Here is a 20463-nt window from a genome sequence, read left to right as displayed (position 1 = left end):
AGGGAGACGGGTCCGCCGCTTTCCGCTCGGTGGCGAGGTGCCGAAGGGCGCCTCAGGCGTCCTTCTTCTCCTCGGCCTTCTCCTCGCCGGCCTCGGACGCGCCCTCGGCCTTCTCCTCGGCCTCGGCCTTCTCCTCGGCCGGGGCCTCGGCGGCCTCGTCGCCCGCGGCGTCCTTGGCCTGCTGCTCCTTGACGGAGCGCTTCGTGGCGGCCTCGGCCTCGCCGACGGCCTCCTGCTGCACGGTCAGGGCCTCCACCAGCTCGATGACGGCCATGGGAGCGTTGTCGCCACGGCGGTTACCGATCTTGGTGATGCGGGTGTAGCCGCCCGGGCGGTTCTCGTAGCGCGGGGCGATCTCGGTGAAGAGCGTGTGGACGACGCTCTTGTCGAGGATCGTCCGCATCACCTGGCGGCGGTTGTGAAGGTCGCCCTTCTTCGCCTTGGTGATCAGACGCTCCGCCACCGGGCGCAGCCGGCGGGCCTTGGCCTCGGTGGTGGTGATGCGGCCGTGCTCGAAGAGGCTGGTGGCGAGGTTCGCCAGCATGGCCTTCTCGTGCGCGGCGCTGCCGCCGAGGCGGGCGCCCTTGGTGGGCTTCGGCATTGATCCGTTCCTCTCGTGTCTGCACCGGCCGTGTCAGGTACCGGTGTCAGTGTCCGCACGGGCTTGTGCCCGCCGGAACCCGGGGCTCGCGGACGCGGCCCCGGAAGCGTGGGCCGACCGGGCGCGGCGGGTGCCGCGCCCGGTCGGGGCGCCGGTGGGAACCGGCCTCAGTACGTCAGTACCGCTCGGTCAGTACTGCTCGGTCTCGACGAAACCGGAGTCCGCGTCCTCGTCGGTGCCGAAGGCGTCCGCGGCGGCGGTCGGGTCGAATCCGGGCGGGCTGTCCTTGAGGGTCAGGCCCATTCCGGCCAGCTTCGCCTTGACCTCGTCGATCGACTTCGCGCCGAAGTTGCGGATGTCGAGCAGGTCCGCCTCGGAGCGGGCGACCAGCTCGCCCACGGTGTGGATGCCCTCGCGCTTGAGGCAGTTGTAGGAGCGGACGGTCAGCTCCAGCTCCTCGATCGGCAGGGCCAGGTCGGCGGCGAGCGCGGCGTCCGTCGGGGACGGACCCATGTCGATGCCCTCGGCGTCGACGTTCAGCTCCCGCGCGAGCCCGAACAGCTCGACCAGGGTCTTGCCGGCGGAGGCCATGGCGTCACGCGGGCGCATGGACTCCTTGGTCTCGACGTCGACGATCAGCTTGTCGAAGTCGGTGCGCTGCTCGACACGGGTCGCCTCGACCTTGTAGGTGACCTTGAGGACCGGCGAGTAGATGGAGTCGACCGGGATGCGGCCGATCTCCTGGCCGGCCTGCTTGTTCTGCATGGCGGAGACGTAGCCGCGACCGCGCTCGACGGTCAGCTCCATCTCCAGCTTCCCCTTGCTGTTCAGCGTGGCGAGCACGAGGTCGGGGTTGTGCACCTCGACACCGGCCGGCGGGGCGATGTCGGCGGCGGTGACCAGACCCGGACCCTGCTTGCGCAGGTACATCACGACCGGCTCGTCGTGCTCCGAGGAGACGACCAGGCTCTTGATGTTGAGGATCAGGTCGGTGACGTCCTCCTTGACGCCCGGCACGGTGGTGAACTCGTGCAGGACCCCGTCGATCCGGATGCTGGTCACCGCAGCACCGGGGATCGAGGAGAGGAGCGTACGACGCAGGGAGTTTCCGAGGGTGTAGCCGAAGCCGGGCTCCAGGGGTTCGATCACGAACCGTGAGCGGAACTCGTCGACGACCTCTTCGGTCAGTGAGGGGCGCTGAGCGATCAGCATGGGGGTGTGCCTCCAGTCTTCGGCAACCGCTATTTGATGCCGAGCACCGGGCGGGGAGCCCGGTATCTACTGCAAGGGTACGGGCGGCGCGGCGCGTGCACGCCGCACCGCCCGTACCGCGCGAGCCGTTACTTCGAGTACAGCTCGACGATCAGCTGCTCCTGCACCTGGGTGTCGATCACCTGGCGCTCGGGCAGCGAGTGGACGAGGATCCGCAGCTTCGACGGGATGGCCTCCAGCCACGCCGGCACGGTCTTCTCGCCGGCCTCCGCCTGGGCCACCTGGAAGGGGGTCAGGTTGCGGGAGGAGGGACGGACCTCGACGATGTCGTTCGGGGAGACCCGGAACGACGGGATGTCGGTCTTGCGACCGTTCACCATGATGTGCCCGTGGCGGACGAGCTGACGGGCGTGGTCGCGGGACTTGGCGAAGCCGGCCCGGTAGATCACGTTGTCCAGGCGGGACTCGAGGATCTGCAGCAGGTTCTCACCCGTCTTGCCCTGCTTGCGGTTCGCCTCGTTGAAGTACCCGCGGAACTGCTTCTCCAGGACGCCGTAGATGCGAGCGGCCTTCTGCTTCTCACGCTTCTGCAGCAGGTACTCGCTGTCCTTGGTGCGCCCGCGTCCGTGCTCACCCGGGGGGTAAGGACGGATCTCGATCGGGCACTTAGCGCTCTCGCACTTAGCTCCCTTGAGGAAGAGCTTCTGCTTCTCCCGACGGCAACGCTTGCAGTCGGCCCCGGTGTAACGCGCCATTGTCGTGTATCTCCTACTTCAGCTGGTCAGACGCGGCGGCGCTTCGGCGGGCGGCAGCCGTTGTGCGGGGTCGGGGTGACGTCCTGGATCGAACCGACCTCGAGACCGGTGGCCTGGAGGGAACGGATCGCGGTCTCACGGCCGGAGCCGGGACCCTTGACGAACACGTCGACCTTGCGCATGCCGTGCTCCTGCGCACGGCGGGCGGCCGACTCGGCCGCCATCTGCGCGGCGAACGGCGTCGACTTGCGCGAACCCTTGAAGCCCACGTGACCGGCCGAAGCCCAGGAGATCACGTTGCCGGTGGGGTCGGTGATGGAAACGATGGTGTTGTTGAACGTGCTCTTGATGTGAGCGTGCCCGTGGGCGACGTTCTTCTTCTCCTTGCGGCGCACCTTCTTGGCGCCGGCCGTACGGCCCTTCGGAGGCATGGAAACTCTCTCCCGTGGAGGTGGTCGGTCCTACGGAGTCCGGACCACTGTTCGGTGTCCGGCGAGGACTACTTCTTGCCCGGCTTCTTCTTACCGGCGATCGCGCGACGCGGGCCCTTGCGGGTGCGGGCGTTGGTGCTGGTGCGCTGGCCCCGGACGGGCAGACCGCGACGGTGACGCAGACCCTGGTAGCTGCCGATCTCCACCTTGCGGCGGATGTCGGCCTGGATCTCGCGACGGAGGTCACCCTCCGTCTTGATGTTGGCGTCCACGTACTCGCGGATCCGGACCAGTTCGTCCTCGGTCAGATCACGAACGCGCGTGTCCGGGTTCACACCGGTGTTCTGCAGCGTCTGCTTGGCAAGGGTGCGACCGATGCCGAAGACATAGGTGAGGGCGACCTCCACCCGCTTGTCGCGCGGGAGGTCAACGCCTTCGAGGCGTGCCATGAACGTGGCTCCTGGTTTCTTGTCGGAGGTCTTCCGCAGCACCGTTCCCGTAGCGAGTACGAGCCGGGTCCCCGGCCTCCGTCCGGGGGTGTCGTCCCCACCGGCAGTGAAGGGTCACGGCGGGGGGTCGGGTGACTGCGTATCTACTTGTCGCTTGCGTCGCGCGAAGAACCGCGAGGTGCGAGGCGTCGGTCGTGCGTCAGCCCTGGCGCTGCTTGTGGCGCAGGTTTTCGCAGATGACCATGACCCGGCCGTGGCGGCGGATCACCTTGCACTTGTCGCAGATCTTCTTGACGCTCGGCTTGACCTTCATGGATGTGAGGTTCTCCGGGTCAGGCCACCACCCCACGGAAGCGGGGTGAGGGCAAGATCTACTTGTAGCGGTAGACGATCCGCCCACGCGTCAGGTCGTAGGGAGACAGCTCCACCACGACACGGTCGTCCGGCAGGATGCGGATGTAGTGCATGCGCATCTTGCCACTGATGTGGGCGAGGACCTGGTGCCCGTTCTGGAGCTCCACCTTGAACATCGCGTTCGGGAGAGACTCGACGACGGTGCCCTCGATCTCGATGGCCCCTTGTTTTTTGGCCATGCTTGAGCGCTTCACCTTCCGGGATCGGCTACCTGGGTCAGCCCGTGGGTGCGCGCAGGCACACGTGGACCGACGAACCAGTCTACGACACGGTGCGGCAAAAAACGAATCGCAGATGTATGCCCATCCCGGGAGATCCTTATGCGGTCTCCAGGCAATACGAACCGAACGCGCCCCCGGGGGCGGTACGGGAGGCGCGGGACGCCCGCCGCCTCAGCCCAGCGGGTCGGGGGCGGCCGTGACGCCGTACTCGGCCAGCTTCGCCCGTCCGCCGTCCGGCGCGGTCAGCACCAGCGGCCCCTCCTCGGTCAGGGCGACCGAGTGCTCCCAGTGGCAGGCCCAGGAGCCGTCGTTGGTCTTGACCGTCCAGTCGTCGTCCAGGACGTGGGTCTTCGCCGTGCCCAGGCTCACCATGGGCTCGATCGCCAGGCACATCCCCGGCACCAGCCGCGGGCCGCGGCCGCGCCTGCGGTCGACGTAGTTCAGCAGGTGCGGGTCCATGTGCATCTGGCTGCCGATGCCGTGGCCGCCGTAGTCCTCGATGATCCCGTAGCGGCCGGAGGCCGGGCGGGGCTGGCGGCGGATGTAGCCCTCGATCGCCTTGGAGATGTCCACCAGCCGGTTGCCCTTGCGCATGGCCGCGATGCCGGCCCACATCGACTCCTCGGTGACCCGGCTCAGCTCGTGCAGCTCCGGCCGGTGCCCCTCGCCGACGAAGACGGTGATCGCCGCGTCCCCGTGCCAGCCGTCGACGATCGCGCCCGCGTCGATGGAGATGATGTCGCCCGACTTCAGGACGGTCTCCCGGTTGGGGATGCCGTGGACGACGACGTCGTTCACCGAGGTGCAGATGTTGCCGGGGAAGCCGCCGTAGCCGAGGAAGTTCGGCTTGGCGCCGTGGTCGGCGAGCACCTTCGCGGCGACCTCGTCCAGATCCTTGGTGGTCGCACCGGGCACTGCCGCCTCGCGGCACGCCGCGTGCATCGCGGCGACGACCAGCCCGGCCGCGCGCATCTTCGCGATCTGCTCCGGGGTCTTGATCTCCAGCATGCGGCTGACGCCTTCCAGCTTCCGTTCCGGCAACGTCCCGCCCGGCGCGGCGCCGGGCCCATCCCTACACGATACGGCCGCGGCACCCGGATGGGGCACCGCGGCCGACCGCCGTCCTCGTGTTCCGGCTAGGCGGCGCGTCCGAGCGCCTCCATGGCGCGCTTGGTCACCTCGGCCACCTTGCCGAGCGCCGAGATCGTCACGACCAGGTCCTGGGCCTTGTAGTAGTCGATGATCGGCTCGGTCTCGGTGTGGTAGACCTCCAGGCGCTTGCGGACGGTCTCCTCGCTGTCGTCCTCCCGCTGGTACAGCTCGCCGCCGCAGACGTCGCAGACGCCCTCGGTCCTCGGCCGGCTGTACTCGACGTGGAAGATGTGGCTGCTGTCGTTGCGGCACATCCGCCGCCCGGCGATCCGCCGGACGACCTCGTCCTCGGGGACCTCCAGGTCGAGCACCGCGTCCAGCTCCGTCCCCGTCTCCCGCAGGATGCCGTCCAGCGCCTCGGCCTGGGAGAGGTTGCGCGGGAAGCCGTCGAGCAGGAAGCCGTTCTCCGCGTCCGGCTGCTCCATGCGGTCCCTGGCCATCCCGATCGTGACCTCGTCCGGTACGAGCTTGCCGGCCCTCATGTACTCCTGCGCCTTCTGCCCGAGCTGGGTGCCCTGGCTGATGTTGGCGCGGAAGAGATCGCCTGTGGAGATGTGCGGGATGGACAGGTTCTCGGCCAGGTACGCGGCCTGCGTGCCCTTGCCCGCGCCAGGCGGTCCGACGAGGACGATTCGCATCAGCGGAGGAACCCTTCGTAATGGCGCTGCTGAAGCTGGCTCTCGATCTGTTTCACGGTCTCCAGACCGACACCCACGATGATCAGGATGCTGGTCCCGCCGAACGGGAAGTTCTGATTCGCGTTGAACATCACCAGCGCGACGGTGGGCACCAGGGCGATCAGGCCCAGGTAGAGCGAGCCGGGCCACGTGATGCGGTTCAGCACGTAGCTCAGGTACTCCGCCGTGGGACGACCGGCCCGGATGCCGGGGATGAAACCACCATACTTCTTCATGTTGTCGGCAACTTCTTCGGGGTTGAAGGAGATGGCGACGTAGAAGAAGGCGAAGAACACGATCAGCACGAAGTACGTGATGATGTAGTAGGGGTGGTCACCCCGGACGAGGTGCTGGTTGATCCAGTCGGCCCAGCCCGCCTGCGAACCGCTGAACTGGACGATCAGCGCCGGAATGTAGAGCAGCGACGACGCGAAGATGACGGGGATCACACCCGCCTGGTTGACCTTCAGCGGAATGTAGGTGGAGGTGCCGCCGTACGAGCGGCGCCCGATCATCCGCTTGGCGTACTGCACCGGGATGCGGCGCTGCGCCTGCTCGACGAAGACCACCAGCGCGACCATCGCCAGGCCGCAGATGATCACCACGCCGAACTCGATCCAGCCGTCCGCGAGGCTGCCCTGCTGCTTGATGGCCCACAGGGAACCGGGGAAGCCGGCGGCGATCGACACGAACATCAGGATCGACATGCCGTTGCCGATGCCGCGGTCGGTGATCAGCTCGCCCAGCCACATGATCAGCGCGGAGCCGGCGGTCATGGCGATCACCATGGTGATGGTGGTGAAGATCGAGTCGTCCGGGATGATCTCGTCCCGGACCCTGCACTGCGCGAAGAGGCTGCCGCTGCGAGCCGTCGCCACCAGGCCGGTGGCCTGGAGGACACTCAGCGCCACGGTAAGGTAGCGGGTGTACTGCGTGATCTTCGCCTGGCCGGACTGCCCCTCCTTCTTCAGGGCCTCCAGCCTCGGGATCACCACCACCAGCAGCTGCAGGATGATGCTCGCCGTGATGTACGGCATGATCCCGAGCGCGAAGATGGTGAGCTGCAGCAGCGCGCCACCGCTGAACATGTTGACCAGCCCGAAGAGGCCGGCACCGGAGCTCTCCGCCTCTTTCACGCACTGGTTGACGTTCTCGAAGCTGACCCCCGGAGCGGGGACGTGCGCCCCGAGCCGGAAGAGCACCATGATGCCAAGGGTGAAGAGCAGCTTCTTGCGCAGGTCGGGCGTCTTGAACGCCCGGGCGAACGCGGTGAACACGGTGCCTCCTGCGGCCCCCGCTTCGCGAGCGAGGTGTGGTCTGGTATCGGTTTGAATGGGAGCCTGCGTCGGCGCAGACTCCAGGGAGAGTAACAGCGCGGGCCACCCTACCCACGCCACCAGCCACTATGGAACAACAAGCCAGCGGTCAGACCGCTCCAGGTGGTCGAGCCTGTGCATGCCCGTGTTGCGGGGAGCGTGTGCCTGGCCTCAGATTACCGGGAAGCGTGTGCCTGGCCTCAGATTACCGCGTCCCGCAGTTCCCCAAGACCGGCAGCGGGCCGTCAGTGGCGGCGGCGTCCTCGGCCGATCGGCACATCGCCCGGTACACCGGCCAGCTCCCGTCCCGCCGGGGCTCCGGGGCATCCGCCGGTGCGGACGGAGGACGGGCTGCGCTCCCCGGGTCACATGGCCGGCGAAGCCGGGTGTCGCTCCGCCGACTACCACAGGGGGTACCGCCGCAAGGGGTACCGCGAAGGCACTGCCCACCGCCCCCGTCCGGCGCACCGGCCGGAAACTTTCCTTTACCAGCCATATTCGGCCGGGACAAGGCCAGAAATCCGCCAGAAAGATGGACGGCAATTAAGGACTCCGCCACCCACTCGCCGGTTTTGACCGCATATCGCCGCCGCATAAATTCCTTGACCCGCCGGTCCGTGATCGCCTAGCCTCCGACGAGACCACTGCACAACCGGATCAATGGGCACACGGGGGAATGGTGCTTCGTATTACTTCAAGACAGACCGGGCATGCCGGTGGCTTCTCGGCCCATTCCGTGCGGGCACCGCTCCCCCTCCGGCGGGGGCCACAGTCGAGCGTGCCCGGCCGCCCGGTCGGCGCCTCCGGTGGCTTCGGCCTCTGACCTGGGCGCACCACACCCCGCGCCGGCACCGCCCGTACGTCGTACGCGGGATCGGTGTTCCGCGGCCTGCTCGGCCCGTCCCGGCCCGAAGAAACAGGGATTCCGGAATCCCGGTGGCGACATCCCACCGGGAAAATGTTGACCGCTTCCCGGGGCTCCAGGGGCCGGGTTGTCCGCGCGGGGAACCGAAGAATGTCGCAGGGGCAGGCCACCGGATGTCATTCCAGCCGCACCAATCGCCCACTCGCGCCACGGCAATCGAAATTCACGGATTCTCTCTCCCGGGAAAAAGCACGCCCTCTCGCCCTGAGGCGGCCATGCATCCCGGCAACCGAAAAGGAGCAGCCAATGCGTACTCTTCTCAAGCGTCCCGCCTCGGTGGCGGTCACGGCCCTGTTCGTCGCGGCCGGGTTCGCCCTCGCCGCGACGCCCGCCGCAGCGGACGGCCCGCACCTCTCCGTGTACACCACGAACGAGGGCGGGATGGCGAACTTCAACCCCGACGACGAGCTCACAAACGCCTGCGACCACAAGACCGACGGTCTCCGCGCGGTCGCCATCCTCACCTACAACTCGACCACGGTGGAGATCCACGACGCCACCGGCGACGACGGGGTCTGCGTGCTGAAGGACCTCGACATCGCGGAAGGCACCAAGGTGACGCTCACGGCCTGCCTCCGGGACGGCGCCGACGGCGCGAACCGCTACTGCCGGTCGAAGTCCGGTACCGCCTGATCAGGCCAGGCAGCCATGTTCGAGGGCCCGCCGGGAAACCGGCGGGCCCTCGGCTCGTGTACGCGTCTCCGCCGGCCCGCGGGGGCCGGGAGGCGCGGCCGTGCGCTGCGCGCGTCCACGTGCGCGTCAGCCCGGGCGCCCCCGATGTGACGGGGGTACCCGGGCTGACGGGTGTCCTGAGCCGCAGCTCAGGCGAGCTCGGTGACGGTGCCGCCGGCAGCGGTGATCTTCTCCCTGGCGGAGCCGGAGACCTTGTCCACGGTCACCTGCAGGGCCACGGAGATCTCGCCGTTGCCCAGCACCTTCACGGGCTGGTTCTTGCGCACCGCACCCTTGGCGACCAGGTCGGAAACGGTGACCTCGCCACCCTCGGGGTACAGGGCCGCCAGCTTGTCGAGGTTGACGACCTCGTACTCGGTGCGGAACGGGTTCTTGAAGCCCTTGAGCTTGGGCAGCCGCATGTGCAGCGGCATCTGCCCACCCTCGAAGCTCTGCGGAACCTGGTAGCGGGCCTTGGTGCCCTTGGTACCACGACCGGCGGTCTTGCCCTTGGACGCCTCACCGCGACCGACGCGGGTCTTGGCGGTCTTGGCGCCCGGGGCCGGCCGGAGGTTGTGGACCTTCAGCGGCTTGCTCTCCGCCATGTCAGTCGACCTCCTCGACCGTCACGAGGTGGCGGACGGCGTGCACCATGCCGCGGATCTCGGGACGGTCCTCCTTGACGACCGTGTCGTTCACTCGCTTGAGGCCGAGGGAACGCAGGGTGTCGCGGTGGTTCTGCTTGCTGCCGATGTAGGACTTGGTCTGGGTGACCTTCAGGCGAGCCATCAGGCACTCACCCCAGCCCGCGCCCGCAGCAGAGCGGCCGGCGCAACGTCCTCCAGCGGCAGGCCGCGGCGGGCGGCGATCTCCTCGGGGCGCTGCAGGCCCTTCAGAGCGGCCACCGTGGCGTGCACGATGTTGATCGGGTTCGACGAGCCGAGGGACTTGCTCAGCACGTCGTGGATGCCCGCGCACTCCAGCACGGCGCGCACCGGACCGCCGGCGATCACACCGGTACCGGGCGAGGCCGGCTTGAGCAGCACGACACCCGCGGCCTCCTCACCCTGGATCGGGTGCGGGATGGTGCCCTGGATGCGGGGGACCTTGAAGAAGTGCTTCTTGGCCTCCTCCACACCCTTGGCGATGGCGGCCGGCACCTCCTTGGCCTTGCCGTACCCGACACCCACGGTGCCGTCGCCGTCGCCCACCACGACCAGCGCGGTGAAGCTGAAGCGACGACCACCCTTCACAACCTTGGCGACGCGGTTGATCGCGACGACCCGCTCGACGTACGCGGTCTTCTCGGCGGCCGCGCCGCCGTCCCGCCGGTCCTTACGGTCCCGCCGCTCGCCGCCACCGGCGCCGCCACCGCGGCGCTGGGGTCCAGCCATTGGAATTACCTCTCTCCTATGCGTCCGCTTTGCGTAGGGACCGGCTCAGAACTTGAGCCCGGCCTCGCGGGCGGCGTCGGCCAGGGCGGCGATCCGCCCGGCGTACTTGTTGCCGCCGCGGTCGAACACGACGGCCTCGATGCCCGCGGCCTTGGCCCGCTCGGCGACCAGGGCGCCGACCTTCTTGGCCAGGGCGCTCTTGTCGCCCTCGGTCCCGCGGATCGAGCTGTCGAGCGTCGACGCCGAGGCGAGCGTGTGGCCCGCGATGTCGTCGATGACCTGCGCCACCATGTGGCGGTTGGAACGCGTCACCACCAGACGGGGGCGCTCGGGGGTGCCCGAGACCTTCTTCCGGACGCGGATGTGGCGACGCTTGACAGCGGCGGCCTTGCGCGCGCTGCCCTTGGCGACCTTCACACCGTATGCCATGGCTTACTTACCCGCCTTTCCGACCTTGCGGCGGATGACCTCGCCCGCGTACTTCACGCCCTTGGCCTTGTACGGGTCGGGCTTGCGCAGCTTGCGGATCCGCGCGGCGACCTCGCCGACCTTCTGCTTGTCGATGCCCTCGACGCTGAACTTGGTCGGGCTCTCGACCTTGAAGGTGATGCCCTCGGGGGCCTCGACGAGGATCGGGTGGCTGTAGCCCAGGGAGAACTCCAGGTTGGAGCCCTTGGCCTGGACGCGGTAACCGACACCGCTGATCTCGAGCTGCTTGCTGTATCCCTGGGTCACGCCAGTGATCATGTTCGCCACCAGCGTGCGGGACAGGCCGTGGAGGGCCTTGTTCCGGTTCTCGTCGTTCGGGCGGGTGACACGGATCGTGCCGTCCTCGTCCTTGGCGACCTCGATGGGCGCGGCGACGGTGTGCGTCAGGGTGCCCTTGGGGCCCTTCACGGCGACCGTACGGCCATCGATGGTGACGTCCACACCGGCGGGAACCTGGATGGGGAGCTTGCCGATACGCGACATGAGCTGTACCTCCGTTCCCTTCCGTTACCAGACGTAGGCGAGGACTTCCCCACCCACGCCCTTCTTCTGAGCCTGCTTGTCGGTGAGGAGGCCGTGGGAGGTGGAGATGATCGCCACGCCCAGGCCGCCGAGCACCTTCGGCAGGTTGGTGGACTTTGCGTAGACCCGCAGACCCGGCTTGCTGATGCGCTTGATACCGGCGATCGAACGCTCGCGGTTCGGGCCGAACTTCAGCTCCAGGACGAGGTTCTTGCCCACCTGGGCGTCCTCGACCTTCCAGCCGGTGATGTAGCCCTCCTGCTGGAGGATCTCCGCGATGTGCGCCTTGATCTTGCTGTGCGGCATCACGACGGTGTCGTGGTACGCCGAGTTCGCGTTTCGCAGACGCGTCAGCATGTCTGCGATCGGATCGGTCATGGTCATGTGATGGCCTTGGGCCTCTCTCGCCGGGGTTTCCTCCGTGCCGTCGCCCTCCCTGTCGGAACCGGGAGGGCCGGGCACGGGGACCTACGGCGTAGTCGTTTTCGATAGCGGGCTGTGCGCCCGCGCGGGCTGCCGTGGCCGGCGAGCGCCCGTTCCGCGGCCGTCGGGCGGCGCGTGGAGCGGGCTCTCGCCGACCAGGGTTTACCTAGGGCCCCGGGGCCCGCCGGACCCGCCCGTCCGCCTTCCGCCCCGCAGGGCGGCGGTCGGGCGGGGGCGGGTCACCAGGAGCTCTTGGTGACGCCCGGCAGCTCGCCGCGGTGGGCCATCTCACGAAGGCACACGCGGCACAGGCCGAACTTGCGGTAGACGGAGTGGGGACGGCCGCAGCGCTGGCAGCGCGTGTAGGCGCGCACCGAGAACTTCGGCTTGCGGGCCGCCTTGGCAATCAGAGCCTTCTTAGCCACGGCTCATGCCTCCTTGAACGGGAATCCGAGGTGACGCAGCAGGGCGCGGCCCTCCTCGTCAGTGTTCGCCGTGGTGACCACGGTGATGTCCATGCCCCGGACCCGGTCGATCTTGTCCTGGTCGATCTCGTGGAACATGACCTGCTCCGTGAGACCGAAGGTGTAGTTGCCCCGGCCGTCGAACTGCTTCGGCGACAGCCCGCGGAAGTCGCGGATGCGCGGCAGCGCCAGCGACAGCAGGCGGTCCAGGAACTCCCACATCCGGTCGCCCCGCAGGGTGACGTGGGCACCGATCGGCTGGCCCTCGCGCAGCTTGAACTGCGCGATGGACTTCCGGGCCTTGGTCACGGCCGGCTTCTGGCCGGTGATCGTGGCGAGGTCGCGGACGGCGCCCTCGATCAGCTTGGAGTCGCGGGCGGCTTCGCCCACGCCCATGTTGACCACGATCTTGGTGAGGCCGGGCACCTGCATGACGTTCTTGTACTTGAACTCTTCACGCAGCTTGTCCGCGATCTCCTCGCGGTAGCGCACCTTCAGGCGCGGCTGCACAGTCGTAGCGGAAGTCATCAGATGTCCTCACCGGTCCGCTTGGCAACGCGGATCTTGTTGCCCTCATCGTCGAAGCGGTAACCGACACGGGTGACGACCTTCTTGCCGTCCTTCTCCACGACGAGCATCACGTTGCTCACGTGGATCGGGGCCTCGGTCGTCACGATGCCGCCGGTCTTCGAGCCCCGGGCGGTCTGTCCGGCCTTGGTGTGCTTCTTGACCCGGTTCACACCCTCGACCAGGACGCGGTCCTCACGGGGGTAGGCCGCGATGACCTTCCCCTGCTTGCCCTTGTCCTTGCCGGTGATGACCTGGACCAGGTCACCCTTCTTGATCTTCATCGGTTACAGCACCTCCGGCGCGAGGGAGATGATCTTCATGAACTTCTTCTCGCGCAGTTCACGGCCCACCGGGCCGAAGATACGGGTGCCGCGGGGGTCGCCATCGTTCTTGAGGATGACGGCCGCGTTCTCGTCGAAGCGGATGTACGAGCCGTCCGGGCGGCGGCGCTCCTTGACGGTGCGCACGACGACGGCCTTGACGACGTCGCCCTTCTTCACGTTGCCACCGGGGATCGCGTCCTTGACGGTGGCGACGATGACGTCACCGATACCCGCGTAGCGGCGGCCGGAGCCACCGAGAACACGGATGCAAAGGATCTCCTTCGCTCCCGTGTTGTCGGCGACGCGCAGTCGCGACTCCTGCTGGATCACGTCTATCTCCTGATCGTCTGCCGGTTCCCGGCGGGTGCGTGTGGTGACACACGCACCTCACCGAGCCTGGCGGAACTCGTCCCGAGGAGGGATCTCGGGGATTACTTGGCCTTCTCGAGGATCTCGACGACGCGCCAGCGCTTGGTCGCGGACAGCGGCCGGGTCTCCATCAGGAGGACGCGGTCGCCGACACCCGCGGCGTTCTGCTCGTCGTGCGCCTTGAGCTTGTTCGTACGGCGGATGACCTTGCCGTACAGGGCGTGCTTGACGCGGTCCTCGACGGCGACGACGACGGTCTTGTCCATCTTGTCGCTGACGACCAGACCCTCGCGGGTCTTGCGGAAGCCGCGCTGCTTGTTCTTCGCAGTCTCAGTCACATTCGTCTCGCTCATCAGGCGCTCTCCACCGTCTCGATGCCGAGCTCGCGCTCCCGCATCAGGGTGTAGATCCGGGCGATGTCCTTGCGGACGGCCTTCAGCCGACCGTTGTTCTCCAGCTGTCCGGTCGCCGCCTGGAAACGGAGCTTGAACAGCTCCTCCTTGGCCTCGCGCAGCTTCACGACGAGTTCCTCGTCGCTCAGCTCGCGCAGCTCACTCGCCTTGGTTCCGGCCGCCATCACGACTCACCTGCCTCGCGCCGAACGATCCGGCACTTCATCGGAAGCTTGTGAGCAGCGCGGGTGAGCGCCTCACGAGCAATCTTCTCGTTCGGGTAGGACAGCTCGAACATCACCCGACCGGGCTTGACGTTCGCGACCCACCACTCCGGCGAACCCTTACCGGAACCCATGCGGGTCTCGGCGGGCTTCTTGGTCAGCGGGCGGTCCGGGTAGATGTTGATCCACACCTTGCCGCCACGCTTGATGTGACGCGTCATGGAGATACGAGCTGCCTCGATCTGCCGGTTGGTCACATACGCGCCGGTCACGGCCTGGATGCCGTACTCGCCGAAAGCAACCTCGGTGCCACCCTTGGCCATGCCCTTGCGCTTCGGGTGGTGCTGCTTGCGGTGCTTGACCCTGCGGGGGATCAGCATGACGGTCAGGCCTCCTTTCCGGCAGAGCCGGTGCTCTCGGCGGCCGGAGCGGCGTTGCTCGCCTCGGCCTTGGGAGCCTCGGTCCGGTCCTGCTGCGGCTTGCGGCCGCGGCCACCGCGCTCGCCACCGCGGCGCGGGCGGTCGCTGCCACCGCGGGAGGGGCGGTTGCCGGCGCGGGCGGCGGCGTTCTCGGCGCGGACCTCGGCGATGTTCTTGACGTCGCCCTTGTAGATCCAGACCTTCACACCGATCCGGCCGAAGGTCGTCTTGGCCTCGAAGAAGCCGTAGTCGACGTTGGCGCGGAGGGTGTGCAGGGGAACACGGCCCTCGCGGTAGAACTCGGAGCGGGACATCTCGGCGCCGCCGAGGCGGCCACCGCACTGGATCTTGATGCCCTTGGCGCCGGCCTTCATCGTGCTCTGCATCGACTTGCGCATCGCACGGCGGAAGGAGACGCGGGAGGACAGCTGCTCGGCGACGGCCTGGGCCACCAGCTGAGCGTCCGTCTCCGGGTTCTTCACCTCGAGGATGTTGAACTGGATCTGCTTGCCGGTCAGCTTCTCGAGCTGACCGCGGATGCGCTCCGCCTCGGCGCCGCGGCGGCCGATCACGATGCCCGGACGGGCGGTGTGAACGTCGACGCGGACGCGGTCACGGGTGCGCTCGATCTCCACCTTGGAGATGCCGGCCCGCTCCATGCCCTGCGTGAGCAGGCGACGGATCTCGACGTCTTCCTTGATGTAGTCCTTGTAGAGCTTGTCGGCGTACCACCGGGACTTGAAGTCCGTGGTGATGCCGAGCCGGAACCCGTGCGGGTTGACCTTCTGCCCCATTACCGGGTTCCTTCCTTGCTGCTGACGACCACGGTGATGTGGCTGGTCCGCTTACGGATCCGGTAGGCGCGGCCCTGGGCGCGCGGACGGAACCGCTTCAGGGTCGGGCCCTCGTCGACGTACGCCTCGGAGACGTACAGGCTGTCGACGTCCGTGTGGTCGTAGTTGTGCGCGGCGTTGGCAATGGCGCTGTCAAGCACCTTGCCCACGGGCACGCTCGCGGCCTGCGGGGCGAAACGCAGGACCGCCTGAGCCTCCGTGGCGTCCAGGCCACGGATGAGGTCCACCACGCGGCGGGCCTTCATGGGCGTGACGCGGATGTACCGCGCCTGGGCCCTGGCTTCCATGGTTGTCCCTTCGGTGTCGGTCATTGGTCTTCGCTTGTTCCGCAGATCAGCGACGACGCGACTTGCGGTCGTCCTTCTCGTGGCCGCGGAAGGTGCGGGTCGGCGCGAACTCGCCGAGCTTGTGGCCGACCATCGACTCGGTGACGAACACCGGGACGTGCTTGCGGCCGTCGTGCACCGCGATCGTGTGGCCCAGCATGGCCGGGACGATCATCGAGCGGCGGGACCAGGTCTTGATGACGTTCTTGGTGCCGGCTTCGTTCTGGGCTTCCACCTTCTTCATCAGGTGGTCGTCGACGAAGGGCCCCTTCTTGAGACTGCGCGGCATCGAAAACCCGCCTCCTAGCGCTTCTTGTTCGTCTTGCGGCGGCGGACGATGTACTTGTTGCTGGCCTTCTTCGGCGAGCGCGTACGTCCTTCCTTCTTGCCCCACGGCGAGACCGGGTGACGACCACCGGAGGTCTTGCCCTCACCACCACCGTGCGGGTGGTCGACAGGGTTCATGACCACACCGCGAACGGTCGGGCGGACGCCCTTCCAGCGCATACGGCCGGCCTTGCCCCAGTTGATGTTCGACTGCTCGGCGTTGCCGACCTCGCCGACGGTGGCGCGGCAGCGGACGTCGACCAGGCGGATCTCACCGGACGGCATGCGCAGGTGGGCCATGCGGCCCTCCTTCGCCAGCAGCTGCACGGAGGCACCGGCGGAGCGGGCGAACTTCGCGCCGCCACCGGGCCGCAGCTCGATGGCGTGGATGGTCGTACCCACCGGGATGTTGCGCAGCGCGAGGTTGTTGCCCGGCTTGATGTCGGCGTTGGGGCCGTTCTCCACCCGGTCGCCCTGCTTCAGGCCGGCCGGCGCCAGGATGTAGCGCTTCTCGCCGTCCGCGTAGTGCAGCAGGGCGATGCGCGCCGTGCGGTTGGGGTCGTACTCGATGTGCGCGACCTTGGCCGGCACGCCGTCCTTGTCGTGACGGCGGAAGTCGATCACCCGGTAGGCGCGCTTGTGGCCACCGCCCTGGTGGCGGACGGTCACACGACCGGCGTTGTTACGGCCGCCCTTGCTGTGCAGGGGGCGGACCAGCGACTTCTCCGGCGTGGACCGCGTGATCTCGACGAAGTCGGCGACACTGGCGCCACGACGGCCCGGAGTCGTCGGCTTGTACTTGCGGATACCCATTTCTCAGTCCTCGTCCGATATCGGACGGCCGACCTCCGCTTAGGAGACCGGACCGCCGAAGATGTCGATACGGTCGCCCTCGGCGAGGGTCACGATGGCGCGCTTGGTGTTGGCGCGCTTGCCGTAGCCGGTCCGAGTGCGCTTGCGCTTGCCCTGCCGGTTGATCGTGTTGACCCCGGTGACCTTGACCGAGAAGACCGCCTCGACGGCCTGCTTGATCTGGGTCTTGTTGGCGCGCGGGTCGACGATGAACGTGTACTTGTTCTCGTCCAGCAGCGCGTAGCTCTTCTCGGACACCACCGGCTTCACGAGGATGTCGCGGGGGTCGGAGAAGGTCTTGCTGGTGACGGTCGCCTCGGTCATCAGGCGTCGCTCCCTTCGCGCTGGGCGTTCCTCCTGGAGGCAGGGGCACCAGCCACGAAGCTCTCGAAGGCGGCCTTGGTGAAGACCACGTCGTCGGAGACGAGCACGTCGTACGTGTTGAGCTGGCCCGGCTCCAGGATGTGGACCTGGGGCAGGTTACGGGCGGACAGCCACGCGGCTTCCTCGCTCCGCTCGGCGACCAGGAGCAGGTTCTTGCGCTCGCTGATCTTGCCGAACAGGGTCTTGGCGGCCTTGGTGGAGATCTCGCCGTCGACCACGTCGGTCACGACGTGGATGCGGTTGTGACGCGCCCGGTCGGAGAGGGCACCACGCAGGGCGGCGGCCTTCATCTTCTTCGGGGTCCGCTGCGAGTAGTCACGCGGCACGGGACCGTGCACGACGCCACCACCGGCGAACTGCGGGGCGCGGGTCGAACCCTGGCGGGCGCGGCCGGTGCCCTTCTGGCGGTACGGCTTCTTGCCACCGCCACGGACCTCGCCGCGGGTCTTGGTCTTGTGCGTGCCCTGGCGGGCAGCGGCCAGCTGCGCGACGACGACCTGGTGGATCAGCGGGACGCTGACCTGCACGTCGAAGATCTCCGCGGGGAGCTCGACGGTCCCGGCCTTGTCGCCTGCCGGCGAAAGGATGTCAATGGTGCTCATCGGTTACCTCAGGCCCCCTTGGCCGCGGTACGGACCAGGACGAGGCCGCCGTTCGGACCGGGAACCGCGCCCTTGATGAGCAGCAGACCCTTCTCCGCGTCAACGGCGTGGACGGTCAGGTTCTGGGTGGTGACCCGCTCGTTGCCCATGCGGCCGGCCATGCGCAGGCCCTTGAACACGCGGCCCGGGGTGGCGCAGCCACCGATGGAACCGGGCGAGCGGTGCTTGCGCTGCGTGCCGTGGCCGGCACCGAGGCCGCCGAAGCCGTGGCGCTTCATGACACCGGCGGTGCCCTTGCCCTTGCTCTTGCCGGTCACGTCGACCTTGGTGCCGGCCTCGAACACATCGGCGGTGATCTCCTGGCCGAGCGTGTACTCGCTGGCGTCGGCGGTACGCAGCTCCACCAGGTGGCGGCGCGGGGTCACGTTGGCCTTGGCGAAGTGGCCCTTGAGGGGCTTGTTCACCTTGCGCGGGTCGATCTCGCCGAAGGCGATCTGGACGGCCTCGTAGCCGTCCTTGTCTGCGGTGCGCACCTGGGTGACGACACAGGGACCGGCCTTGACGACGGTCACCGGGACGACGCGGTTGTTCTCGTCCCAGACCTGGGTCATGCCGAGCTTCTCGCCCAGGACACCCTTGATCTGCTTGGTGGTCATCTCTACCGGGCCTCTCAGAGCTTGATCTCGATGTCGACGCCGGCCGGCAGGTCCAGGCGCATCAGCGAGTCAACGGTCTTCGGCGTCGGGTCGAGAATGTCGATCAGGCGCTTGTGGGTGCGCATCTCGAAGTGCTCGCGCGAGTCCTTGTACTTGTGCGGCGACTTGATGACGCAGTACACGTTCTTCTCAGTGGGCAGCGGCACCGGGCCCGCGACCGACGCACCGGTACGGGTCACCGTCTCGACGATCTTCTTCGCCGAGGTGTCGATGACCTCGTGGTCGTAGGCCTTGAGCCGGATGCGGATCTTCTGTCCCGCCATGGCTACTTCGTAGTCCTGTCTCTCGTCACGCTCTGGGACCCGGCAGGCCCTGCCCTCTCCGACCCACGCGGTCGGGCGTGTCGCACCCCCGCTGACATGGATATCCCTTAAAGGATTTCCCTGCTATGGGGATGCGGCGCGGAGACCGCAGGCCGGGGATGACACCCACCGGGCGCCTGGTCGGTACCCCGCTGACGCTTCCCGGAAGATTCCCGTACTTCCGCCCCTGATGAGGAGCGACGAATACATTGGGACTCGCTTCCGGTCCCCCCGGCGGGAGGCGCGCAGCATCGGCACTCAACCGAGCAACTTGGACAGTGTGCCATATGGCCCACGCGGGTCGCCAATCGGGACCGGAAACGATACCCCGCGGGGGCACCGTTCAACCGTGCCGCTCCCGGGGGCCGCCCGGCCCTGCGCGACGCCATCCTCTTTATATAGGGAAACCCCACAATCCCGTACCCCGGCGGTGCGGCGACGGAGAGCGGCGGGACGGCACCGTACGCGGTCGCCGCGACCGCCCCGGCCTCCGGCGGCCCTCGCGGGGAGTGGCCGTACCGCCCCCGGAACGTCCTCCCCGCCCCGTACGGTTCCGCCTCCTCGCCGACGGTGCAGCCGGTGCGCACCGTCTCCCCGCCGGGGCCGCCGCTCTCCACCGGGGCGAAGCCGTCGACGCCCGGTGCCCACGTGCCTCCGCGTACCACTCCTCCCGGACCTCCGGCAGCCCCGGCGCGGGGCGGTGCCACCGGAACCGCGCGACGGCCAGTCCCCGTGCGGCACCGGCCGGCTCCAGCCGCGCCCGACGAGGCCGGTGTCGAAGATCACGCGGAGCTCGTCCCCGGCCGGGGATACTGCGGCGAAGGGCCGCCGACGGCCGGCCCGTCACCCTGGCCACCGTCTTCGACTGGCTCGGCCTGGCCCCCGCGCCCAACCCGGGCCCACTACGTCCACACCCCCTGACCTGGACGGACCCGCTGGATCTGCCGGCAGCCGAGGCCGGCGAATGTCAGGCTTGGGACCGAGGCGTACGGCAGCAATGGGTTTTCGCTCACCGGCTCCTTGGACAATCCTGCCACCGGAGTGCGGACGCCTGTACTCCAGTAACGGATCACCGGAGACCCACCCATGTCACGCACCACCCCCGAACGCCCGGTGGACGTCGAGGCGCTGTCCCCCGAACTGTCCCGCCACCGGCGCACCGCCACACGCCTGCACCCGCAGCCCGGCAGCTCGGGCATGGACCAGAGCTCGGTGGGCGGCCCCTTCCTGTGGCCCGAAGGACGGGCCGTAGCTGGTGTGTGAGGAGCACCGTAGGAGAAGCTACGGCGAGCGCGTGGCGGACGTCCGGCTCCGCCCGCGCATCCTGGCCGGCCTGGTGGAGTGGACGGTCATGGCCAACGAGGGCTGTGTCTCGAAGTGGGGGAGCCACCCTGTGCCATGCGCCGGGGCGCACCGCTTCGTCTCCGACGCCGAGATCTTCCGCCGGACAGTGTCCCCCGGCACCGGTGCCGGTCCGGAAGGAGTCGGGTAGGTGGAGTACTGGCGGGTCGAGTGGCACCACGACCTCGGTGAGGAGCCCGTGCTCTTCTACAGCGAGATCGGCCCCGACCGGTGGGAGACGCGGAGAATCCAGGGCTACCGGGACGGGCGGCTGCTGCGGGCGGACGCCGAACACGAGACGGCCGAGGTCGGCCTCAGCGAAGTCCCGCTCGGCGACATCGCCGA

Annotated in this window: 34 protein-coding genes; 3 read left to right on the top strand and 31 right to left on the bottom strand. The window is 68.2% G+C overall.

What is annotated here, in order from left to right; all coding sequences use genetic code 11:
• Window positions 1-52: 52 nt before the first annotated feature.
• The 10 genes from rplQ to secY form a co-directional block, all read right to left on the bottom strand.
• Window positions 53-601, bottom strand: a complete 549-nt coding sequence (gene rplQ, locus VE546_RS00675) for a 50S ribosomal protein L17 (RefSeq protein ID WP_324916522.1) — start codon at window positions 599-601, stop codon at window positions 53-55.
• Between the two features lie 189 nt (window positions 602-790).
• Entirely contained in the window at window positions 791-1813 is a 1023-nt protein-coding gene (locus VE546_RS00670; RefSeq protein ID WP_324916519.1) for a DNA-directed RNA polymerase subunit alpha, read from the bottom strand.
• A gap of 128 nt (window positions 1814-1941) precedes the next feature.
• Window positions 1942-2568 (bottom strand): 30S ribosomal protein S4, encoded by a 627-nt coding sequence (rpsD, locus tag VE546_RS00665; protein WP_324916516.1) that lies wholly within the window; start codon window positions 2566-2568, stop codon window positions 1942-1944.
• Between the two features lie 26 nt (window positions 2569-2594).
• Window positions 2595-2999: a 30S ribosomal protein S11 gene (gene rpsK / locus VE546_RS00660; protein WP_004571845.1), complete on the bottom strand. Its 405-nt coding sequence runs from the start codon at window positions 2997-2999 to the stop codon at window positions 2595-2597.
• 68 nt (window positions 3000-3067) lie between these two features.
• Window positions 3068-3448 carry a 30S ribosomal protein S13 gene (gene rpsM / locus VE546_RS00655; protein ID WP_324916513.1) on the bottom strand — a complete coding sequence of 127 codons (381 nt, stop codon included), beginning with the start codon at window positions 3446-3448 and terminating at the stop codon, window positions 3068-3070.
• Between the two features lie 199 nt (window positions 3449-3647).
• On the bottom strand, window positions 3648-3761 hold the full coding sequence (gene rpmJ, locus VE546_RS00650; protein WP_009740505.1) for a 50S ribosomal protein L36: 114 nt from the start codon (window positions 3759-3761) through the stop codon (window positions 3648-3650).
• A gap of 58 nt (window positions 3762-3819) precedes the next feature.
• On the bottom strand, window positions 3820-4041 hold the full coding sequence (gene infA / locus VE546_RS00645; protein ID WP_003948620.1) for a translation initiation factor IF-1: 222 nt from the start codon (window positions 4039-4041) through the stop codon (window positions 3820-3822).
• Window positions 4042-4254: 213 nt separating this feature from the next.
• Complete coding sequence (gene map, locus VE546_RS00640; protein ID WP_324916510.1) at window positions 4255-5091, bottom strand: type I methionyl aminopeptidase; 837 nt, start codon at window positions 5089-5091, stop codon at window positions 4255-4257.
• A 128-nt stretch (window positions 5092-5219) separates the two neighbouring features.
• Window positions 5220-5873, bottom strand: coding sequence for an adenylate kinase (locus tag VE546_RS00635; protein ID WP_324916507.1), 654 nt, complete (start codon window positions 5871-5873; stop codon window positions 5220-5222).
• The gene (secY, locus tag VE546_RS00630; RefSeq protein ID WP_324916505.1) at window positions 5873-7189 is read right to left on the bottom strand and encodes a preprotein translocase subunit SecY; all 1317 of its coding nucleotides are present in this window, start codon (window positions 7187-7189) and stop codon (window positions 5873-5875) included. The genes VE546_RS00635 and secY overlap by 1 nt, the downstream gene beginning before the upstream one ends.
• A gap of 1210 nt (window positions 7190-8399) precedes the next feature.
• On the opposite strand from secY, the gene VE546_RS00625 reads away from it, so the two are divergent.
• Window positions 8400-8786, top strand: a complete 387-nt coding sequence (locus VE546_RS00625; protein ID WP_324916502.1) for a hypothetical protein — start codon at window positions 8400-8402, stop codon at window positions 8784-8786.
• Between the two features lie 188 nt (window positions 8787-8974).
• Here VE546_RS00625 and rplO read toward each other — a convergent pair whose 3' ends face one another.
• The 21 genes from rplO to rpsJ all read right to left on the bottom strand — a co-directional run bounded on the left by rplO (window position 8975) and on the right by rpsJ (window position 18738).
• Window positions 8975-9430 carry a 50S ribosomal protein L15 gene (gene rplO / locus VE546_RS00620; protein ID WP_324916499.1) on the bottom strand — a complete coding sequence of 152 codons (456 nt, stop codon included), beginning with the start codon at window positions 9428-9430 and terminating at the stop codon, window positions 8975-8977.
• A gap of 1 nt (window position 9431) precedes the next feature.
• A complete protein-coding gene (rpmD, locus tag VE546_RS00615) occupies window positions 9432-9614 on the bottom strand; it encodes a 50S ribosomal protein L30 (protein WP_324916497.1) in 183 nt (60 codons plus the stop codon).
• Window positions 9614-10219, bottom strand: a complete 606-nt coding sequence (gene rpsE, locus VE546_RS00610) for a 30S ribosomal protein S5 (RefSeq protein ID WP_324916495.1) — start codon at window positions 10217-10219, stop codon at window positions 9614-9616. The genes rpmD and rpsE overlap by 1 nt, the downstream gene beginning before the upstream one ends.
• Before the next feature lie 45 nt (window positions 10220-10264).
• On the bottom strand, window positions 10265-10648 hold the full coding sequence (gene rplR / locus VE546_RS00605) for a 50S ribosomal protein L18 (protein ID WP_324916492.1): 384 nt from the start codon (window positions 10646-10648) through the stop codon (window positions 10265-10267).
• A gap of 3 nt (window positions 10649-10651) precedes the next feature.
• Window positions 10652-11191, bottom strand: a complete 540-nt coding sequence (gene rplF / locus VE546_RS00600; RefSeq protein ID WP_324916488.1) for a 50S ribosomal protein L6 — start codon at window positions 11189-11191, stop codon at window positions 10652-10654.
• A 24-nt stretch (window positions 11192-11215) separates the two neighbouring features.
• Window positions 11216-11614 carry a 30S ribosomal protein S8 gene (gene rpsH / locus VE546_RS00595; RefSeq protein ID WP_324916486.1) on the bottom strand — a complete coding sequence of 133 codons (399 nt, stop codon included), beginning with the start codon at window positions 11612-11614 and terminating at the stop codon, window positions 11216-11218.
• A 278-nt stretch (window positions 11615-11892) separates the two neighbouring features.
• Window positions 11893-12078 carry a type Z 30S ribosomal protein S14 gene (locus VE546_RS00590; RefSeq protein WP_014144326.1) on the bottom strand — a complete coding sequence of 62 codons (186 nt, stop codon included), beginning with the start codon at window positions 12076-12078 and terminating at the stop codon, window positions 11893-11895.
• Between the two features lie 3 nt (window positions 12079-12081).
• Window positions 12082-12645: a 50S ribosomal protein L5 gene (gene rplE / locus VE546_RS00585; protein ID WP_324916479.1), complete on the bottom strand. Its 564-nt coding sequence runs from the start codon at window positions 12643-12645 to the stop codon at window positions 12082-12084.
• Window positions 12645-12968, bottom strand: a complete 324-nt coding sequence (gene rplX / locus VE546_RS00580; protein ID WP_324916476.1) for a 50S ribosomal protein L24 — start codon at window positions 12966-12968, stop codon at window positions 12645-12647. Before rplX ends, rplE begins: the two co-directional genes overlap by 1 nt.
• 3 nt (window positions 12969-12971) lie before the next feature.
• Window positions 12972-13340, bottom strand: a complete 369-nt coding sequence (gene rplN / locus VE546_RS00575) for a 50S ribosomal protein L14 (RefSeq protein WP_055718836.1) — start codon at window positions 13338-13340, stop codon at window positions 12972-12974.
• Between the two features lie 101 nt (window positions 13341-13441).
• Window positions 13442-13732: a 30S ribosomal protein S17 gene (gene rpsQ, locus VE546_RS00570; protein WP_324916471.1), complete on the bottom strand. Its 291-nt coding sequence runs from the start codon at window positions 13730-13732 to the stop codon at window positions 13442-13444.
• On the bottom strand, window positions 13732-13956 hold the full coding sequence (gene rpmC / locus VE546_RS00565; protein WP_031510591.1) for a 50S ribosomal protein L29: 225 nt from the start codon (window positions 13954-13956) through the stop codon (window positions 13732-13734). The genes rpsQ and rpmC overlap by 1 nt, the downstream gene beginning before the upstream one ends.
• Window positions 13956-14375 (bottom strand): 50S ribosomal protein L16, encoded by a 420-nt coding sequence (gene rplP, locus VE546_RS00560; protein WP_031510592.1) that lies wholly within the window; start codon window positions 14373-14375, stop codon window positions 13956-13958. Before rplP ends, rpmC begins: the two co-directional genes overlap by 1 nt.
• Before the next feature lie 5 nt (window positions 14376-14380).
• Window positions 14381-15208: a 30S ribosomal protein S3 gene (gene rpsC, locus VE546_RS00555; RefSeq protein ID WP_324916464.1), complete on the bottom strand. Its 828-nt coding sequence runs from the start codon at window positions 15206-15208 to the stop codon at window positions 14381-14383.
• Window positions 15208-15555 carry a 50S ribosomal protein L22 gene (gene rplV, locus VE546_RS00550; protein ID WP_037733110.1) on the bottom strand — a complete coding sequence of 116 codons (348 nt, stop codon included), beginning with the start codon at window positions 15553-15555 and terminating at the stop codon, window positions 15208-15210. The genes rpsC and rplV overlap by 1 nt, the downstream gene beginning before the upstream one ends.
• 46 nt (window positions 15556-15601) lie before the next feature.
• On the bottom strand, window positions 15602-15883 hold the full coding sequence (rpsS, locus tag VE546_RS00545) for a 30S ribosomal protein S19 (protein ID WP_324916461.1): 282 nt from the start codon (window positions 15881-15883) through the stop codon (window positions 15602-15604).
• A gap of 14 nt (window positions 15884-15897) precedes the next feature.
• Window positions 15898-16734, bottom strand: a complete 837-nt coding sequence (rplB, locus tag VE546_RS00540; protein ID WP_324916457.1) for a 50S ribosomal protein L2 — start codon at window positions 16732-16734, stop codon at window positions 15898-15900.
• Window positions 16735-16773: 39 nt separating this feature from the next.
• Window positions 16774-17097, bottom strand: a complete 324-nt coding sequence (gene rplW / locus VE546_RS00535) for a 50S ribosomal protein L23 (RefSeq protein ID WP_324916453.1) — start codon at window positions 17095-17097, stop codon at window positions 16774-16776.
• Entirely contained in the window at window positions 17097-17759 is a 663-nt protein-coding gene (gene rplD / locus VE546_RS00530) for a 50S ribosomal protein L4 (protein WP_324916450.1), read from the bottom strand. The genes rplW and rplD overlap by 1 nt, the downstream gene beginning before the upstream one ends.
• Before the next feature lie 8 nt (window positions 17760-17767).
• Entirely contained in the window at window positions 17768-18415 is a 648-nt protein-coding gene (rplC, locus tag VE546_RS00525) for a 50S ribosomal protein L3 (protein WP_324916447.1), read from the bottom strand.
• Window positions 18416-18429: 14 nt separating this feature from the next.
• Window positions 18430-18738: a 30S ribosomal protein S10 gene (gene rpsJ, locus VE546_RS00520; protein WP_004571821.1), complete on the bottom strand. Its 309-nt coding sequence runs from the start codon at window positions 18736-18738 to the stop codon at window positions 18430-18432.
• Window positions 18739-19863: 1125 nt separating this feature from the next.
• Between rpsJ and VE546_RS00515 the strand changes: the two genes are divergently transcribed.
• Window positions 19864-20040 (top strand): hypothetical protein, encoded by a 177-nt coding sequence (locus tag VE546_RS00515; protein WP_324916444.1) that lies wholly within the window; start codon window positions 19864-19866, stop codon window positions 20038-20040.
• A 229-nt stretch (window positions 20041-20269) separates the two neighbouring features.
• Window positions 20270-20463, top strand: a 194-nt coding sequence (locus VE546_RS00510) for a DUF6881 domain-containing protein (protein ID WP_324916441.1), incomplete at its 3' end; no start/stop codon positions are given.

The sequence above is a fragment of the Streptomyces sp. genome (assembly GCF_035644915.1).
Classification (GTDB): Bacteria; Actinomycetota; Actinomycetes; order Streptomycetales; family Streptomycetaceae; genus Streptomyces.
This window is presented reverse-complemented; position numbering and strand designations above follow the sequence as displayed.

Coding starts and splice junctions, on each gene's coding strand:
- rplQ (WP_324916522.1), bottom strand. CDS start 601: ATGCCGAAGCCCACCAAGGGCGCCCGCCTCGGCGGCAGCGCCGCGCAC.
- VE546_RS00670 (WP_324916519.1), bottom strand. CDS start 1,813: ATGCTGATCGCTCAGCGCCCCTCACTGACCGAAGAGGTCGTCGACGAG.
- rpsD (WP_324916516.1), bottom strand. CDS start 2,568: ATGGCGCGTTACACCGGGGCCGACTGCAAGCGTTGCCGTCGGGAGAAG.
- rpsK (WP_004571845.1), bottom strand. CDS start 2,999: ATGCCTCCGAAGGGCCGTACGGCCGGCGCCAAGAAGGTGCGCCGCAAG.
- rpsM (WP_324916513.1), bottom strand. CDS start 3,448: ATGGCACGCCTCGAAGGCGTTGACCTCCCGCGCGACAAGCGGGTGGAG.
- rpmJ (WP_009740505.1), bottom strand. CDS start 3,761: ATGAAGGTCAAGCCGAGCGTCAAGAAGATCTGCGACAAGTGCAAGGTG.
- infA (WP_003948620.1), bottom strand. CDS start 4,041: ATGGCCAAAAAACAAGGGGCCATCGAGATCGAGGGCACCGTCGTCGAG.
- map (WP_324916510.1), bottom strand. CDS start 5,091: ATGCTGGAGATCAAGACCCCGGAGCAGATCGCGAAGATGCGCGCGGCC.
- VE546_RS00635 (WP_324916507.1), bottom strand. CDS start 5,873: ATGCGAATCGTCCTCGTCGGACCGCCTGGCGCGGGCAAGGGCACGCAG.
- VE546_RS00625 (WP_324916502.1), top strand. CDS start 8,400: ATGCGTACTCTTCTCAAGCGTCCCGCCTCGGTGGCGGTCACGGCCCTG.
- rplO (WP_324916499.1), bottom strand. CDS start 9,430: ATGGCGGAGAGCAAGCCGCTGAAGGTCCACAACCTCCGGCCGGCCCCG.
- rpmD (WP_324916497.1), bottom strand. CDS start 9,614: ATGGCTCGCCTGAAGGTCACCCAGACCAAGTCCTACATCGGCAGCAAG.
- rpsE (WP_324916495.1), bottom strand. CDS start 10,219: ATGGCTGGACCCCAGCGCCGCGGTGGCGGCGCCGGTGGCGGCGAGCGG.
- rplR (WP_324916492.1), bottom strand. CDS start 10,648: ATGGCATACGGTGTGAAGGTCGCCAAGGGCAGCGCGCGCAAGGCCGCC.
- rplF (WP_324916488.1), bottom strand. CDS start 11,191: ATGTCGCGTATCGGCAAGCTCCCCATCCAGGTTCCCGCCGGTGTGGAC.
- rpsH (WP_324916486.1), bottom strand. CDS start 11,614: ATGACCATGACCGATCCGATCGCAGACATGCTGACGCGTCTGCGAAAC.
- rplE (WP_324916479.1), bottom strand. CDS start 12,645: ATGACTTCCGCTACGACTGTGCAGCCGCGCCTGAAGGTGCGCTACCGC.
- rplX (WP_324916476.1), bottom strand. CDS start 12,968: ATGAAGATCAAGAAGGGTGACCTGGTCCAGGTCATCACCGGCAAGGAC.
- rpsQ (WP_324916471.1), bottom strand. CDS start 13,732: ATGAGCGAGACGAATGTGACTGAGACTGCGAAGAACAAGCAGCGCGGC.
- rpmC (WP_031510591.1), bottom strand. CDS start 13,956: ATGGCGGCCGGAACCAAGGCGAGTGAGCTGCGCGAGCTGAGCGACGAG.
- rplP (WP_031510592.1), bottom strand. CDS start 14,375: ATGCTGATCCCCCGCAGGGTCAAGCACCGCAAGCAGCACCACCCGAAG.
- rpsC (WP_324916464.1), bottom strand. CDS start 15,208: ATGGGGCAGAAGGTCAACCCGCACGGGTTCCGGCTCGGCATCACCACG.
- rplV (WP_037733110.1), bottom strand. CDS start 15,555: ATGGAAGCCAGGGCCCAGGCGCGGTACATCCGCGTCACGCCCATGAAG.
- rpsS (WP_324916461.1), bottom strand. CDS start 15,883: ATGCCGCGCAGTCTCAAGAAGGGGCCCTTCGTCGACGACCACCTGATG.
- rplB (WP_324916457.1), bottom strand. CDS start 16,734: ATGGGTATCCGCAAGTACAAGCCGACGACTCCGGGCCGTCGTGGCGCC.
- rplW (WP_324916453.1), bottom strand. CDS start 17,097: ATGACCGAGGCGACCGTCACCAGCAAGACCTTCTCCGACCCCCGCGAC.
- rplD (WP_324916450.1), bottom strand. CDS start 17,759: ATGAGCACCATTGACATCCTTTCGCCGGCAGGCGACAAGGCCGGGACC.
- rplC (WP_324916447.1), bottom strand. CDS start 18,415: ATGACCACCAAGCAGATCAAGGGTGTCCTGGGCGAGAAGCTCGGCATG.
- rpsJ (WP_004571821.1), bottom strand. CDS start 18,738: ATGGCGGGACAGAAGATCCGCATCCGGCTCAAGGCCTACGACCACGAG.
- VE546_RS00515 (WP_324916444.1), top strand. CDS start 19,864: ATGTCACGCACCACCCCCGAACGCCCGGTGGACGTCGAGGCGCTGTCC.